The 15,588-nt window shown below is 73.4% G+C and carries 15 protein-coding genes; 8 read left to right on the forward strand and 7 right to left on the reverse strand.

Features of this window, described 5'->3' with window-relative positions:
• The first annotated feature begins 174 nt into the window (after nucleotides 1–174).
• The 5 genes from HC251_RS12280 (at nucleotide 175) to HC251_RS12300 (ending at nucleotide 5,706) form a co-directional block, all read left to right on the forward strand.
• Nucleotides 175–1,320, forward strand: a complete 1,146-nt coding sequence (locus HC251_RS12280) for a BMP family ABC transporter substrate-binding protein (protein ID WP_219945570.1) — start codon at nucleotides 175–177, stop codon at nucleotides 1,318–1,320.
• Between the two features lie 25 nt (nucleotides 1,321–1,345).
• Nucleotides 1,346–2,920 carry an ABC transporter ATP-binding protein gene (locus HC251_RS12285; protein ID WP_255566704.1) on the forward strand — a complete coding sequence of 525 codons (1,575 nt, stop codon included), beginning with the start codon at nucleotides 1,346–1,348 and terminating at the stop codon, nucleotides 2,918–2,920.
• Nucleotides 2,917–4,077 carry an ABC transporter permease gene (locus tag HC251_RS12290; RefSeq protein ID WP_219945571.1) on the forward strand — a complete coding sequence of 387 codons (1,161 nt, stop codon included), beginning with the start codon at nucleotides 2,917–2,919 and terminating at the stop codon, nucleotides 4,075–4,077. The genes HC251_RS12285 and HC251_RS12290 overlap by 4 nt, the downstream gene beginning before the upstream one ends.
• Nucleotides 4,074–5,120, forward strand: a complete 1,047-nt coding sequence (locus HC251_RS12295) for an ABC transporter permease (protein WP_219945572.1) — start codon at nucleotides 4,074–4,076, stop codon at nucleotides 5,118–5,120. The genes HC251_RS12290 and HC251_RS12295 overlap by 4 nt, the downstream gene beginning before the upstream one ends.
• Nucleotides 5,121–5,190: 70 nt before the next feature.
• The gene (locus tag HC251_RS12300) at nucleotides 5,191–5,706 is read left to right on the forward strand and encodes a phosphoribosyltransferase (protein WP_219945573.1); all 516 of its coding nucleotides are present in this window, start codon (nucleotides 5,191–5,193) and stop codon (nucleotides 5,704–5,706) included.
• A gap of 51 nt (nucleotides 5,707–5,757) precedes the next feature.
• Here the strand turns inward: HC251_RS12300 and HC251_RS12305 are convergent, their stop codons facing one another.
• Nucleotides 5,758–5,988: a thiamine-binding protein gene (locus HC251_RS12305; protein ID WP_219945574.1), complete on the reverse strand. Its 231-nt coding sequence runs from the start codon at nucleotides 5,986–5,988 to the stop codon at nucleotides 5,758–5,760.
• A 98-nt stretch (nucleotides 5,989–6,086) separates the two neighbouring features.
• On the opposite strand from HC251_RS12305, the gene HC251_RS12310 reads away from it, so the two are divergent.
• A complete protein-coding gene (locus tag HC251_RS12310; RefSeq protein ID WP_219945575.1) occupies nucleotides 6,087–7,307 on the forward strand; it encodes an amidohydrolase family protein in 1,221 nt (406 codons plus the stop codon).
• 61 nt (nucleotides 7,308–7,368) lie between these two features.
• Here the strand turns inward: HC251_RS12310 and HC251_RS12315 are convergent, their stop codons facing one another.
• The 4 genes from HC251_RS12315 to HC251_RS12330 are packed head-to-tail and all read right to left on the reverse strand — an operon-like array spanning nucleotide 7,369 to nucleotide 10,530.
• Nucleotides 7,369–7,728, reverse strand: a complete 360-nt coding sequence (locus HC251_RS12315; RefSeq protein ID WP_255566389.1) for a helix-turn-helix domain-containing protein — start codon at nucleotides 7,726–7,728, stop codon at nucleotides 7,369–7,371.
• A gap of 32 nt (nucleotides 7,729–7,760) precedes the next feature.
• The gene (locus HC251_RS12320; protein WP_219940914.1) at nucleotides 7,761–8,612 is read right to left on the reverse strand and encodes an ABC transporter permease; all 852 of its coding nucleotides are present in this window, start codon (nucleotides 8,610–8,612) and stop codon (nucleotides 7,761–7,763) included.
• Nucleotides 8,609–9,439, reverse strand: a complete 831-nt coding sequence (locus HC251_RS12325; RefSeq protein WP_219940915.1) for an ABC transporter permease — start codon at nucleotides 9,437–9,439, stop codon at nucleotides 8,609–8,611. The genes HC251_RS12320 and HC251_RS12325 overlap by 4 nt, the downstream gene beginning before the upstream one ends.
• Nucleotides 9,436–10,530 (reverse strand): ABC transporter substrate-binding protein, encoded by a 1,095-nt coding sequence (locus HC251_RS12330; protein ID WP_219940916.1) that lies wholly within the window; start codon nucleotides 10,528–10,530, stop codon nucleotides 9,436–9,438. Before HC251_RS12330 ends, HC251_RS12325 begins: the two co-directional genes overlap by 4 nt.
• 165 nt (nucleotides 10,531–10,695) lie before the next feature.
• Here HC251_RS12330 and HC251_RS12335 point away from each other — a divergent pair, with 165 nt between their 5' ends.
• Complete coding sequence (locus tag HC251_RS12335) at nucleotides 10,696–12,033, forward strand: amidohydrolase family protein (RefSeq protein ID WP_219940917.1); 1,338 nt, start codon at nucleotides 10,696–10,698, stop codon at nucleotides 12,031–12,033.
• 62 nt (nucleotides 12,034–12,095) lie between these two features.
• Here the strand turns inward: HC251_RS12335 and add are convergent, their stop codons facing one another.
• Together add and HC251_RS12345 are read right to left on the reverse strand one after the other, a co-directional pair.
• Entirely contained in the window at nucleotides 12,096–13,190 is a 1,095-nt protein-coding gene (add, locus tag HC251_RS12340; protein WP_219940918.1) for an adenosine deaminase, read from the reverse strand.
• Nucleotides 13,187–14,587 carry an 8-oxoguanine deaminase gene (locus tag HC251_RS12345; protein ID WP_219940919.1) on the reverse strand — a complete coding sequence of 467 codons (1,401 nt, stop codon included), beginning with the start codon at nucleotides 14,585–14,587 and terminating at the stop codon, nucleotides 13,187–13,189. The genes add and HC251_RS12345 overlap by 4 nt, the downstream gene beginning before the upstream one ends.
• 112 nt (nucleotides 14,588–14,699) lie before the next feature.
• On the opposite strand from HC251_RS12345, the gene HC251_RS12350 reads away from it, so the two are divergent.
• Nucleotides 14,700–15,572 carry an ABC transporter ATP-binding protein gene (locus HC251_RS12350; protein WP_219940920.1) on the forward strand — a complete coding sequence of 291 codons (873 nt, stop codon included), beginning with the start codon at nucleotides 14,700–14,702 and terminating at the stop codon, nucleotides 15,570–15,572.
• Nucleotides 15,573–15,588: the final 16 nt, after the last annotated feature.

The following is a 15,588-nucleotide window of genomic DNA, read 5'->3' on the forward strand; positions in this document are numbered from 1 at the left end:
TGTGAACTGCGCGTGCCCGGCCGGGCGCCCGGCCCGGCCCGTGACCGCGCCGCCGACAGGAACGCGTCACCTCGCGATCGTGTAGGAAGGTCACGCTCGAACGGGACGGGGGCCTCGATCGCCACCGAGTCGCCCGCCCGCGTCGTCGACCACACCACCTCCAGGAGCACGCTCGTGACCCGATCCACCGCTGGCTGGCGCCGGCTGCTGTCCCTCCTGCTCGTCACCGTCCTGGCCCTCGCCGCCGCGGCGTGCGGCGGCGACGACGACGACGACTCCACCGGGGGAGGTGGCGGATCGGGCGACGGCGGCGACGACGTCACCAAGGCGGCCTGGATCTACGTCGGCCCCATCAACGACGGCGGTTGGACCCAGGCCCACAACGAGGGCCGCGAGCAGGTCGAGGAGGAGCTCGGCGACGCCGTCGAGACCACCTACAAGGAGAGCATCCCCGAGGGCCCCGAGGCCGAGCAGGTCGTCCGGGACCTGGTCGCCGAGGGCAACGAGATCATCTTCGCCACCTCGTTCGGGTACGGCGACGTCCTCGCCGAGATGGCCGAAGAGTTCCCCGACGTGCGCTTCGAGCACGCCACCGGCATCACCACCGGTGAGAACCTGGCCACCTACTTCGGGGCCTCCGAGGACACGATCTACCTCACCGGGCTGGCCGCCGGCGCCGCCATCCCCGACGGCGGCACCGTCGGCTTCGTCGCCCCGTTCCCCATCCCCGAGGTGATCCGCCACATCAACGCCTTCCAGGTCGGCGTGGCCGAGGTCAACCCCGGGGCCACCACCAAGGTCGTGTGGACCAACACCTGGTTCGACCCCGAGGTCGAGCGCCAGGCCGCCGACAGCCTCATCGCCGACGGCGTCGACGCCATCGCCTCGGGCCAGGACTCCCCCGCCTCCGGCGAGGCGGCCAGCGAGGCCGACCTGCCGTTCGTGGGCTACGACTCCGACCAGAGCGAGAACCTGGGCGACATCTGGCTCACCGCCTCGCTCTACAACTGGGGCGGCTACTACACCGACCGGGTCCAGGCCGTCGCCGACGGCACCTGGGAGACCGGCGCCTACTACGGCGGCATCGAGGACGGCCTCGTCAGCCTGGCCCCGTTCGGGCCCCAGGTCAGCGACGAGACCAAGCAGCTGATCGAGCAGCGCCAGCAGGAGATCGTCGACGGCGAGTTCTACGAGTTCGACGGCCCCCTGGTCGACCAGGACGGCGAGGAGCGGGTGCCCGAGGGCGAGTCGATGTCGCTCGAGGAGATCCTGGCCATGGACTGGTTCATCGAGGGCGTCGAGGGCAACCCGGCGGGCTGACCGGCGGCGGCGGGACGGCCGGATCGTGGACGGGACCGAGATCGCCGGGGGCGCCGCGCCCCCGGCGGTCGCCGCGCCCGCGCTCAGCGCCCACGGGGTGACCAAGCGGTTCCCGGGCGGCGTCGTGGCCAACGAGCTGGTCGACCTGGAGGTGCGCCGGGGCGAGGTCCACGCCCTCCTGGGCGAGAACGGCGCCGGCAAGTCGACCCTCTCGAACATCTTCACCGGGCTCTACCGGGCCGACGCCGGCCACCTCGAGGTCGACGGCGTGGCCGTGGCCTTCTCCTCGCCGAGGGACGCCATCGCCGCCGGCATCGGCATGGTGCACCAGCACTTCCGGCTGGTCGACACCTTCACCGTGGCCGAGAACGTGGCCCTGGGCGAGCACGGCCGGTTCCAGCGGCGGGCGGCCTCCGCCCGCGTCGAGGAGCTGGGGGCCCGCTACGGGCTCGACGTCGACCCCTCGGCCCGCATCTGGCAGCTGTCGGTGGGCCAGCAGCAGCGGGTCGAGATCCTCAAGGCCCTCTCGCGGGAGGCCCGGACGCTGATCCTCGACGAGCCCACCGCGGTCCTGACCCCGCAGGAGGCCGAGGGGCTCTTCGCCGTGCTGCGGCGCATGACCGACGAGGGCCGCTCGGTCGTGTTCATCTCCCACAAGCTCGACGAGGTCCGGGCCGTGGCTGATCGGGTGACGGTGATGCGCGACGGCCGCAGCGAGGGCACCCGCGACGTGGCCGGGACCACCACCCGCGAGCTGGCCCGCCTGATGGTGGGCCGCGACGTGCTGCTCGGGGCCGACCACGTCCCCCGCGCCCCGGTGACCTCGGCCGAGGTCCGGCTGTCCCTGCGCGGCGTGTCGGCCACGGGTGACCGGGGCGAGGCGGCGCTGGTCGGCGTCGACGTCGACGTGCGCGCCGGCGAGATCGTCGGCGTGTGCGGGGTGGCCGGCAACGGCCAGCGGGAGCTGGCCGAGGTCATCGGCGGCACCCGGGCGACGACGGCGGGCACCATCACCATCGCCGGGACCCCGCTGCGCAAGGCCGACCCCCGCCGGGCGCACCGGGCCGGCCTGGCCCTCGTCCCCGAGGACCGCCTCCACACCGGGCTGGCGCCCTCGCTGCCCGTGGAGGACAACCTGGCCCTCCTCGCCTACCGCCGGCCCCCGTTGTCGACCGGGCCGTTCGTGCGCCGCTCCCGGATCCGGGCCCGGGCCCGGGACCTCATCCGCGACTACGACGTGCGCTGCCCCGGTCCCACCACGCCGACGCGGGTGCTCTCGGGGGGCAACGTCCAGAAGGTCCTGCTGGCCCGGGAGCTGTCCTCGGACCCGCAGGTGCTGGTGGCGGCGTCACCCACCCGGGGCCTCGACGTGGGCGCCATCGAGTCGGTGCGCGCCCTCCTGGTGCAGGCCGCCGAGCGGGGGGTGGGCGTCCTGCTCCTGAGCGAGGACCTCGACGAGATCCTGAGCCTGGCCGACCGGATCGCGGTGATCTACGAGGGACGCATCGTGGCCACCGTCGACCGGGCCGACGCCGACGTCGAGGAGCTGGGCCTGCTCATGGGCGGCGATCGCAGCCACCTCGAGGGGGCCGGGGCGTGAGGGGGCCGCTGGCCGGGGTTCACCTGGAGCGCCGCATCGACCGGCCCCGGTGGCTCACCGTGGCGGTGCCGCTGGCGTCGCTCGTCGTCGCCCTCGTGATCGGGGCGGTGGTCCTGGCCGCCGCCGGGAAGGACCCGTCCGCCACCTACGACCGCATCCTCCAGCGGGGCTTCCTCGCCGACGGCGCCCTCTCGGCCACCCTGGTGGCCGCCTCGCCCCTGCTCTTCACCGGGCTGGCGGCCGCGGTGGCGTTCCGCATGGGCATCTTCAACATCGGCGGCGAGGGCCAGCTGGTCGTCGGGGCCATCGGCGCCACCTGGGCGGGCCTGACCGTCGGGGACGGCCCGGTCGGCGTCACCGTCGTGGCCATGCTCGCGGCCGGCGCCCTGGCCGGGGCGGCGTGGGCCGGCATCGCCGCCGCCCTGAGAGCCTGGCTCCGCACCAACGAGATCATCACCACCCTGATGCTCAACTACGTCGCCCTCAACCTGGCGACCTACCTGATCTTCGGCTCCCGGTCGGCGTGGCGCGAGCTCGAGGGCAGCGGGCTGATGTTCCCGCAGGGCAAGTCGATCCCGGACCGGGCCGAGTGGCCGACCTTCGCCCTCGGCGACGTCGTGCTCCCCCTGGGCTTCCTCGTCGGCGCCGCCGTGGCCGTCACCTTGTTCGTGCTCCTCCGCTCGACCCGCTTCGGCTTCGAGGTCCGGGTCATCGGCGACGAACCCCGCGCCGCCCGCCTCGCCGGCATCCGGACCCGGCGGGTCACCTTCGCCCTCCTGGCCCTGTCGGGGGCGGTGGCCGGCCTGGGTGGGGCGAGCGACGTGGGCGACACCCGCCACGTCCTCGACCCCAAGGCGCTCGGGCAGGCCGGCTACGGCTACGCCGGGATCGTGGTCGCCGCCCTGGCCCGCCTCAACCCCCTCGCCGTGGTCCTGGTCGCCATCCTCATGGGGGGCCTGGCCAACGCCGGGCGGGCCCTCCAGGGCCCCGACTTCCCCGCCGGCCTGGTCGGGACCCTCCAGGGCCTGCTCCTGGTGTGCACGCTGGCCGGGGAGCTGTTCAGCCGCTACCGGCTCCGGCGCACCCCCGGCCTCCAGGTCGACGACGAGCCGCCGGCCGCGACCGAGGCCGCCACCCCGGCCGGGGCACCGTCGTGATCGCCGCCGTGCTCGGCCTCGTCGACCTCGTGGCCACCACCGACACCCCCGTCGGGGTGCCCGAGCTGACCTCGGGCCGAGGCGTCAACGACAACATCTTCGTGGTGATCGCCGTGTCGGCGGTGTTCTACGGGACCCCCCTGCTGCTGGCGGCCCTGGGCGAGATGCTCACCGAGCGCTCGGGGGTCCTCAACCTCGGGGTCGAGGGCATGATGCTGATGGGCGCGGCGGCGGCGGCGTGGACGTCGCTCAACGCCGGGGGGCCGGGGTGGCTGGCCCTCGTGCTCGCCCTCGTGGCGGCCATGGCCGCGGGCGGAGCCGCCGCCCTGCTCCACGCCGTGCTCGTGCTCACCTTCAAGGTGGAGCAGATCGTCAGCGGCCTGGCCATCACCATCCTGGCCGGCGCCGCCGGGCTGTCGTCGTTCCTGGCCAACACGTGGGACCTGGGCCGGGGTCCCGTCCCGCACCGGTTGGACCTGATCGACGTCGCCGGGCTGGGCGACCTGCCGGTCCTCGGTCCGATCCTGTTCCGCCAGAACGCCCTGACCTACGCGTCGTGGGCCCTCGTGGTCGGGCTGTGGTGGTACCTGTTCCGCTCCCGCCCGGGTCTCCACCTGCGCGCCGTGGGCGAGTCGCCGTCCACCGCCGACGCCATGGGCATCGGCGTGGTCCGGTCCCGGTACCTCCACACCGTCGCCGGCGGGACCCTCGCGGGGCTGGGTGGCGCCTTCTACCCCCTCGCCATCATCCCGCTGTGGAGCGACGGCGTGACCGGGGGGCGGGGGTGGATCGCCCTGGCCCTGGTCATCTTCGGGTTCTGGCGCCCCGAGCTGATCCTCGTCGGCGCCTACCTCTTCGGTGCCTTCGTGAGCCTGGGCTTCACCCTCCAGACCCGCGACGTCGAGGTCTCGGCCCAGCTGCTCGACTCGCTCCCCTACCTGATGACGATCGTCGTCCTCGTCGCCGTGTCGGCCGGCTGGGCCCGGCGCCGCCTCGGCGCCCCCGCCGCCCTGGGCCAGCCCTACGAGCGCGAAGCCCGCTGACCACGGGCTCGCCGTCGGGGCCGACCCGCCGTGATGGCGGCCGGGGCCGGGTCGCCTACGGTCCACGGCGATGAGCGAGGTCAACCCCACCGACGCCACGACCGATGCCGACCGGGAGGACCTCACCTGGGAGCTGTTCGGCGAGGCGACCCGCGAGCTGGCCACCGCGGTGGCCACCGACGGCTCGATCCCCGACATCGTCGTGGCCGTCGCCCGCGGCGGGCTGACCGTCGCCGGGGCCCTCGCCTACGCCCTCGGCGTCAAGAACTGCGGCGCCATCAACGTCGAGTTCTACACGGGCGTCGACGCCCGCCTCGACGTGCCCGTCGTCCTGCCCCCGTCGCTCAACCTGGTCGACGTGAGCGGCCTCGACGTCCTCGTGGTCGACGACGTGGCCGACACCGGGCACACGCTCCGGCTGGTGCGCGAGGTCCTGGCCCAGCACGTGGCCTCGGTGCGGACCGCGGTGCTGTACCACAAGCCCCAGAGCGTGATCGTGCCCGACCACGCCTGGAAGGTCACCGACCGCTGGATCAACTTCCCCTGGTCGGTCCTGCCCCCGGTCGCCGGGCTCCCGCCCCGCTGACCCGGCCCACGACGGGCCAGGCACGTCGTGGGGCCGGCGGTCCCGCTCGGCTCAGCCGCGGGTGACCCGGATGGACACCTGGGTCGCGCCGGCCGCCACCGCGGCCCGCCCCACCCGGTCGGCGGCGGCGAGGACGGAGTCGTCCGGACCGGAGACGACCGTGCCGAAGGGGCCGAACTCGACGGTCAGGTCCGCGCCCTCGGCGGCATCGAGGGCGGCCTGCACGTGGGGACCGGGCGCCCCCTCGGAGAAGGGCTCGACGGTGAACTCCAGGACCAGCATCGACCGCGATGGTACCGAGGGGTCGGCCGCGTTACGGGTGTGAGAACAGCGGGCCGGGGTCCTGGACCGACGGGCCGCCGCCTGCGCACCCTGGCCCGATGGCGACACTGGTGCTGCAGGGCGGCCGGGTCATCGACCCCGCCGCCGAGATCGACGCGACGACCGACGTGGTGGTGGCCGACGGGACGATCGTCTCCGTCGGGCCGGCCGACCCCGCCCTCCTCGACGACCCCGCGACCGAGGTCCGGGACTGCCGGGGCCTGCTGGTGGTCCCCGGCCTGATCGACCTCCACGTCCACGTGATGGCCGGCCTGGGCGACTTCTGCGTCGAGCCCGACCGGGTCGGGGTGGGCATGGGCGTCCCGACGATCGTCGACGGCGGCACGAGCGGCGTGGCCACCTTCGACATCAGCCGGCGGGCGATCATCGACCACCCCGACACCCGCTCCAACGTCCTGGCGTTCCTCGACCCCAACCAGCTCTACCTGGCGACCAAGGACTTCATCTGCCACAAGCTGGAGATCGCCGGCGACCTCCGGAACCTCGACACCGAGTCGCTGGCGGCCTCGATCGAGCGCAACGCCGACGTGGTCGTCGGGGCCAAGGTGCGGGCCTGCCACGTCGGTGATCCCGGGCACTCGCCGTTCCTGGCCGCGGCCCAGGAGGCCATGGGCCCGCGGCCGGTCATGGTCCACCTGGGCCGGTTCCCGTTCACACCGGTGATCACGCCCATCGCCCTGCTCGACCAGCTCCGGGGCGGCGACATCATCACCCACGCCTTCCGGGGGGCGGGGGGCATGCGGGGCCCCGACGGCAAGGCCGTGCCCCAGCTGCGCGACGCCGTCGACCGTGGGGTCGTGCTCGACATCGGCCACTCGGGCACCGACTTCCGCTTCCGCGAGGCCCGGCTCCTGATGGAGGAGGGCTACCTGCCCGACACGGCCTCGACCGACATCAACGTCTTCACCGTCGACGGCCCGGTGTTCTCGCTGGCCGAGACGCTGACCAAGATGCTCGCCCTCGACCTCGACCTGCACCACGTGATCGCCATGGGCACGTCGAACTCGGCCCGGGCCATCGGCCGGTCCCACGAGCTGGGCCGGCTGGAGCCCGGGCGGAGCGCCGAGGTGTCGATCCTCCGCCTGCGCGAGGACGGCCCGTTCCCGGTCTCCGACGGGGTCGAGACGGTCGAGTCGCCCCGGGCCCTCGAGCCCGTCGCCTGCCTCCGCGCCGGCGCCTGGCACGACGTCCCCCGGCTCCCGTCGTTCGCCACCGAGGGCGGCGACTGGTCCGACATGCCCGACGACATCGACTGGTGACACGGATGGTGCCAGGCACCATCCGTGGTCGACACGGATGGTGCCAGGCACCATCCGTGCGTCACCCCCGGCGGGCGTTGAGGTAGTTGTAGACGGTGAAGCGGCTGACGCCGAGGGAGTCGGCCACGTCCTCGACCGAGCGCCGGAAGGCGAAGGCGCCCCGCTCGTCCAGCAACGCCACGGCGCGCTGCTTGTCCTCCCGCGACAGCGTGGCCAGCGGCCCGCCGACCTCGGCCTCGACCTCCTCGATCAGGGGGGCGAGCCCGGCGCCCCGCTCCGGGAGGCGCAGCCCGCCGACCACCTCGCCCTCCCACTCCAGGGGGATGTCGTCGGCCCGCACCCGGGTCCGCCCGACGAGCGTCGCGCCCAGGGCGGCCGCCACCGGCTCGAGGGCGGTGAGCAGCGGGTGGCGGGCGGGCACGGCGCCACGGTAGGCCGCGTCGGGCCGGACCCTCAGCCGCCGAGGCGGTCAGGGGCGTACCGGGCCAGCACCGGCTGCTCGACGATGCTCACCAGGGCGGCGAAGACGATCGATGCGATCGTGACCACCACGACCGCGGCCCACAGCTGGGCGTACTGGGCGGTGATGGTCGAGTTGACCATCAGGGCCCCGAGCCCGGTGCCGGTCGACAGCCACCCGTTGAGGATCGAGCCCAGGATGGCGAGGGGGGCGCAGACCTTGGCCGAGGCCATCAGGCTCGGCAGGGCCGACGGGATCCGCAGCTTCACCAGCTGGCGGATGGTCCCGGCGTTGTAGGCGACGAGCAGCTCGACGGCCTCGGACCGCACCGCCCGCAGCCCGTTCGACACCAGGACCAACGCCGGGAAGAAGGTGATGATCGAGATGATGACGAGGCTGCCGAGGGTGCCCCGCCCGAAGACGTAGGCGAACAGGGGGACCATGGCCACGATCGGCACCGACCGCAGGGCCAGGGCGATGGGCAGGAAGGTCCGCTCCAGCGCCTTGGACAGGGTGAAGGCCACGGCGACGGCCACGGCGGCGGTGATCCCGGTGACGAAGCCCCACCCGGCCTCGGTCAGCGTCTTGATCGTGGCCTCCCGCAGCTCGGCCTGGCGATCGGGGCCCTGCACCGGGTCGGTGATCCAGTCCCACACCGCGCTGGGCTTCTTGCCGACGTAGGCGTTCACGTCGAAGGAGTCGAGGAACACGATCCAGAGGCCGAGCAGCAGCCCGGTCACGACGACGAAGGTGACCAGGGCCCGGAGGACACCGACGACGAGGCGCCCGCCACCCCTCCCCGGCAGGCCCCCGGGGGCGACGGTCGTGATCTGCGGTGCAGTCATCGGCGGGTCTCCAGTCCACGGGGCGCCCAAGGGCTCAGCAGCCGCCCGACGAGGGCGATGAGGGCGTAGCCGGCGCCGGCCACGAGGGTCGCCACCAGGGCGAGGCCCCAGACCCGGGCCGGATCGGCGTTGGCGCGGGCCGAGATCAGGGCCACGCCCAGACCGTTGTCGGCGCCACCGATGAACTCGCCGATGATGCCGCCGAGGACGGCGGCCGGCGCCGAGATGCGCAGGGCGGCGAAGTAGTCGGGCAGGGCCGCCCGGATCCGCACCTTGCGCAGGGCGGCGACCGGTCCGCCGCCGAAGGCCCGGACCATGTCGAGGCTGGTGCGGTCGCAGGCCCGCAGCCCGACCATGGCCCCGATCATGGTGGTGAGGAACACCGACAGGGCGGCGAGGGCCGATCGGGGGGCGTCGCCGGTCAGGCTGACCTGGAAGATGGGCCCCAGGGCGATGATCGGCAGCGAGCTGATGGCCACCGCCACGTGCAGCGCCGGCCGCTCCAGGTGCGGCACGGCGATGGCGACGATCCCGACCACGGTCGCGACGAGGTTGCCGTAGAGCCAGCCGGGCCACACCGCCCGCAGGGTCGCCCGGGTGTTGCGGGAGTACACGTCGATGTCGCCCAGCACGTTGCCGACCACGTCGGTCACCGGCGGGAACGCCTTCGAGTCCGACAGGAAGGTGCGGGCCGCCACCTCCCACACCACCAGCAGGGCGGCCATGGCCACCACCGACGGCAGCCACGACAGGTCACCGAGGCGGGCGCCCGACCGGAGCCGGGGGGCCGGCTCCGGTCGGGTCACGGTGGGGGTCGCCGTGCTCACGAGCCCCGGAGGTCGATCCCGTCGGCGTAGACCTCGTCGAGGATCTCGTTGGTGTACAGGTCGGCCGACACCTCGAGCCCCAGGTCGGCGAGGACCGAGAGGTTCCGCTCGATGTCCTCCTCCGACATGTAGAACAGGCCGTTCTCGTCGGTGGAGTCCGACTGCTGGAGCTCGATCTGGGCCTCCAGCTCGAGCTTCTGCGACTCGGGGTTGAGGTCGAGGTCGGCGCCGTACTCCTCGAGGGTCAGCTGGATGGCCAGCTCCTGGTTGGCGATGGCCTCCTGCCACCCCTTGGACTCGGCCCGCATGGCCGCGACCAGCTTGTCCCGGTCGCCCTCGAGGGTCTCCTCGGTGACGCCGTAGATCTGCTGGTACAGCGTGATCCCGTTGTCCTGGAGGTTGAGCGTGCCCACGTCGAGGCCCTTGGTCCGGAGGATGTTGGGCTCGTTGGTGATGAAGCTGAAGAAGCCGTCGACCTCGCCGTTCTCCAGCGGGGTGGGCTCGAAGTCGACGGGGACCTTGTTCACCTGGCCCGCGCCGGAGCCCTCCTCGAGCCCGTTCTTGCGCAGGAACGCCTGCCAGATCTGCTCGTTGGCCGTCTGCACGCCGATCGTCTTGCCGACCATGTCCTCGGGCGTCTCCAGCGGGTTGTCCGCCAGGTAGAGGATGCAGAACGGGTTCTCCTGGAAGTTGGCCCCGATGATCTTGATGGGCGCCCCGTCGTTGAGGACCGCGTTGGCCCACGTCTCCGAGCCGAGGAACGAGTAGAGGACCTGGCCCTGGATCAGGGGGGCGATGGCGTCGCCCGGCCCGGCGATGAGGTTCACCGAGCTGAACCCCTCGTCGGCGAAGTAGCCCTCCGAGTCGGCGATGTAGAGACCGGCGAACTCGATGTTCTTGATCCACGACAGCTGGACGCCGAGCTCGCCGAAGTCGCCACCGCCGCCGCTGCCCGAGCCTCCCGTGCTCGTGTCGTCACCGCTGTCGTCGTCGTCGCCGCACGCCGACAGCAACGTCGGCCCCAGTCCCAACAGGACCGCTCCCGCCCCGACGTTGCCGATGAACCGCCTGCGACTGATCCCCGTGCTCATCACACCTCCGCGCCCCGGACGCTGGGACCGGCGCCGTGCCGGCCACCTGCGGGGCGACGGCACCGTCGCAACGAGCCGTTTCCCGGCCGTTGCCGCGATGAGAACGGCCCGTGAACGGTTCAACAGGTTGTTGACGCGTCGGGCGCCCGTCCCCAGATTGGCGCCGTGACCACCCTCCTCCGCAACGGCATCGTCCTCCCCATGACCGGCGGGCGGACGCTCCTCGACCCGGGGTCGGTCCTGGTCGAGGGGACCGACATCGTCGCCGTCGGTCCCGTGGCCGAGGTCGACACCGACCCCCGCGCCGCCGGCGCCGAGGTCGTCGACCTCACCGGCCACGCCGTCCTGCCCGGGCTCCACAACTGCCACCTGCACTCCGGGCTGCTCCGCGGCACGGCCGAGTCGCTGTCGCTCTGGGACTGGCTCAAGACCTACGTCGACCCGGCCCACCGGGCCCTCACCCCCGAGATCGCCCGGGTGGCGTCGCTCCACTGCTACGCCGAGGGGCTGCTGGCGGGGACGACGTCGGTGATGGACATGTGGCGGTTCATGGAGGGCTCGGCCGAGGTCGCCGACCGGCTCGGGCTCCGGGCCACGCTCGTCCCCTACGTGGCCGACGAGGAGGGCTACGACTACTTCGAGACGATCGAGACCAACCGGCGGCTCCTGGAGACCCACGCGGTCGCGGCCGATGGTCGGGTGCGCTCGTGGGTCGGGCTCGAGCACCTCCTCTACTGCACCCCGACGGCGTTCCGGGCCGCGGCCGACCTGGCCGAGGAGTTCGGCACCGGCATCCACACCCACTCGTCGGAGTCGCTGTGGGAGGTGCAGGAGAGCCTGACCCGGTTCGGGCGTCGGCCCGTCGAGGAGCTCCACAACCGGGGCGTCCTCGGCGAGCGGACGGTCGTGGCGCACTGCGTGTGGCTCGACGACCGGGAGATCCAGGTGCTGGCCGCGACGGGCACGTCGGTGGCCCACTGCCCGTGCTCGAACATGAAGCTGTCGTCGGGGCCGGCCCGGGTGGGTGCCATGCGCGCCGCCGGCATCGCCGTGGGCCTGGGGAGCGACGGCGAGAAGGAGAACAACAACCTCGACCTCCTCGAGGAGATGAAGTTCGCCTCCCTGCTCCAGAAGGTGACCACCCTCGACCCCACCACCGGCGACCCGTGGGACGTCTTGACCATGGCCACGATCGAGGGGGCCCGGGCCCTCGGCCTCGACGCCGTCACCGGGTCCCTCGAGGTCGGCAAGCGGGCCGACATCGCCACCGTCGACCTGCGCGGGCTGCACACCACCCCGATCCTCCACGGTGCCGACCAGAACGTCCCCGCCCACCTCGTGTTCTCGGCCTCGGGTCGTGACGTCCGCGACGTCTGGGTCGACGGACGCCGACTCGTGGCCGGCGGCCAGCCGACCACCTTCGACGTGGCGTCGGTGCGGGCCGAGGCCCAGGCCGCCGCCGAGGAGCTCTTCGCCAGGCGAGCGGCTCTGACCAAGAGCTGACCCGCGACGAGAGCTGACCCGCGCACGGGGGGTCAGACCCACTCCGACCGGTCTCGGTTGGGTCAGGTCGGTCCGTCGGGTCGGAGTGCGTCGGACCCCACCTGTGGACGACTGCCGGGCCTCAGAGCCTCTCGGGCGGCTTCGGTGCGGGCTCGGAGGGCGGCCTTGGCGGCCGGGTCGAGCCAGCAGGCCTCGACGCCGTCGAGGGCGATGTCGACCATCTGGTCCCACCCCCACCCGAACGCGGTGGCCACGTTGCGGTACTCGAGCCCGAGGTCGAGGTCGGTGAGCGACGGGTCGTCTGTGTTGAGCGTGGCCAGCAGCCCGCGGGACCGCATCTCGGGGTAGACGTGGTCGGCCAGGGTCGGGAAGGCGTTGGCGATGCGGATGTTCGAGCTGGGGCACACGGTCAGGGCGATCTGCTCGTCGACGAACCGCTGGGTCACGTCGTGGTCGGCCAGGATCGACAGGCCGTGGTCGATGCGCTCGGCCCCCAGGAGGTCGACGCAGGCGGCGATGGCGGCGGGACCCGAGTCCTCCCCCTGGTGGGCGGTCCGTCGCAGCCCCGCCGCCCCGGCCCGCCCGAAGGCCTCGGCGTACCAGCCCGGCTCCTGGCCGATCTCGGTCGAGTCGTAGCCCACCCCGATCACCCGCTCGGCGCCGGGGGCCCCGGCCCGACGCAGCTCGACGAGGGCGTCGACCTGCTCCTCGGCGGCCCGGGCGCCGAAGTCGCGGTCGAAGTCGAGGATCAGGCGCACGACGACGCCGGTCTCGGCCTCCGCGGCGGCCAGGCCCTCGTCCAGCCCCGCCACCACGTCGCCCAGCCGTTGCCCGGCGGCCAGGTGGCGGGCCGGGGTGAAGAAGCTCTCCCGGTAGGCCAGGCCGTGGGCGGCGCCGTCGACGGCCGACTCGTAGCCGAGCCGGGCCCAGTCGTCGCGGGTGGCCAGGACCGACTGGACCAGCCAGAACACCTCCAGGAACCCGGTCAGGGAGTCGTAGCGGTAGAGCTCGGTCGGGTCGGCGACCGGGAGGGCGACGCCGTTCGCCCGGGCCAGCTCGGCCACCGTCGTCGCCCGCATCGTCCCCTCGACGTGGCAGTGGAGCTCCACCTTGGGGAGCCGCTCCAGGGCCTCGTCGAGGTTCGGCGACCCGCTCACGCCGGGGCCTGCATGGCCTCGGCCACCGCGGTGTGGCGGCGGAGGACGTCCTCGACCCCGGGGGGGACCAGCTGGCCGTCCTCCACGACCGCCCGCCCGGCCACCACCGTGTGGCGCGCCGCCACCGGACCGCAGCGCAGCCAGGCCTCGACCGGGTCGGTGATGGCCCCGGCGAAGGCGATGCCCTCCAGCGGCCAGCAGACCAGGTCACCGGCGGCCCCGACGGTCAGCTCGCCCAGCTCGCCGGCCCGACCGAGGCACGCCGCCGACCCGCGGGTGGCGATCTCGAGGGCGTCGCGGGCGCCGGTCGACTCGGGGCCGCCGCGCATCCTCCCGAGGAGCAGGGCGTTGCGCGCCTCCATCCAGAGCGACGCCGAGTCGGTCGACGCCGACCCGTCGCAGCCCAGGCCCACGGGCACGCCGGCGGCCCGGAAGTCCGACACGGGGGCGATGCCGCCGCCGCCGATCATCATGTTCGAGCTCGGGCAGTGGGCGACGCCCGTCCCCCACCGCCCCATGCGGGCGATCTCGTCGGCGTTCGGGTAGATGCAGTGGGCGACCCACGAGCGGTCGGTCCCCCACCCCACCTCCTCGAACTGCTCGATCGTCCGCCGCCCGAAGGTCTCCATGGCGAAGGTGTCCTCGTCGGGGTCCTCGGCCAGGTGGGTGTGGAGGCGCACGTCGAGGCGCTCGGCCAGCTCGGCCGTCTGCTGCATCAGCGACGGCGTCACCGAGAACGGCGAGCACGGCGCCAGGGCGATCCGCACCATCGCTCCCCACGACGGGTCGTGGTGCAGACCGACCAGCCGTTCGCTGTCGGCCAGGATCTCGTCGTCGGACTGGACGACCGAGTCCGGGGGCAGGCCGCCGTCCTTCTGGGACAGGCTCATCGACCCCCGGGTGGGGTGGAACCGCATCCCCAGCTCGACGGCGGCCCGGATCTCGGCCGAGATGAGGTCGCCGCCGCCCTTGGGGTGGACGTAGAGGTGGTCGGTCGAGGTCGTGCACCCCCCGAGGGCCAGCTCGGCCAGGCCGACCCACGCCGAGAGGTACGCCGCCTCCTCGTCGAGCCGGCTCCACAGCGGGTACAGGGTGGTGAGCCAGCCGAACAGGGTCGCCTTGGTGGCGGGCCGGTGCGAGCGGGTGAGGTTCTGGTAGATGTGGTGGTGGGTGTTGATGAGGCCCGGCGTGACCAGGCACCCGTCGGCCCGCAGGGTCCGGGCGGCCGCCGGCTCCGTGCCCGGGCCCCCGACCCCGCTGACGAGACCGTCGGTGATCGCCACCCACCCGCCGGCGATCTCCCGGCGCTCGTCGTCGACGGTGGCGACCAGGTCGGCTCCGGCCACCAGCAGGTCGGCCGGGCGGTCGGACAGGTCGGCGTCAGGTGGGGGCGTCATGGGGGGGCATGGTGTGGGCCCCCGCCCGCGCCGTCAACCACCCGGTCGGCCGTTCACGCGCCGTTGACAGATCTGCAACAGGTGGCCGGAGGGCCCTCCGTACAGTCGCCCCATGCCCGAGACGCTCCCCGCGCCCGCCACCGCCACCATCGGCGAGGAGGCCCCCAAGACCGCCTTCTCCGCCCCGGGCGCGGTGCCCCGCGGAGGGCTGGGCATCGTCCTGGAGGGCCTCACCAAGCAGTTCTCGATCAAGCGGTCCACCGTCACCGCCCTCGACGACGTCAGCCTGGCCACCCCCGACGGGGCCTTCGTCGCCCTCCTCGGGCCGTCGGGCTGCGGCAAGTCCACCATCCTGCGGATCCTGGCCGACCTCGAGCAGCCGACCTCCGGCCGGGCCCTCGTGCACGGCCAGGCCCCGTCGGTCGCCCGGCGGGGCAACCACCTGGGCATCGCATTCCAGGACCCGGCCCTGCTGCCGTGGCGCTCGGTCCGGGCCAACATCAAGCTCCCGCTCGAGGTCAGCGGGGTCAAGGTCCCGCCCGGCACCGTCGACGAGCTGATCAGCCTGGTCGGCCTCGAGGGGTTCGAGGACGCCCGCCCGGCCCAGCTGTCCGGGGGCATGCGCCAGCGGGTCGCCATCGCCCGGGCCCTGATCGTCGAGCCCGAGATCCTCCTCCTCGACGAGCCCTTCGGGGCCCTCGACGAGATGACCCGCCAGCACCTCAACCTCGAGCTCCAGCGCATCTGGACCGAGCGGGCGACCACCACCCTCCTCGTGACCCACTCCATCTCCGAGGCGGTGTTCCTGGCCGACGTGGTCGCGGTGATGAGCGCCCGCCCCGGCCGCATCGTGGCCGAGGTCCCGATCGATCTGCCCCGCCCGCGGACGCCCGAGATGATGCGGACCCCGGCCTTCCACGAGATCGAGGACACCCTGGCCCGGCTGCTCTTCACCGAGTCCCGACCGCAGGCCGACGCCGTCTGATCCCCGCCCGGCTCCG

The sequence above is a fragment of the Iamia sp. SCSIO 61187 genome (genome assembly GCF_019443745.1).
In the GTDB taxonomy this organism is placed as follows: domain Bacteria; phylum Actinomycetota; class Acidimicrobiia; order Acidimicrobiales; family Iamiaceae; genus Iamia.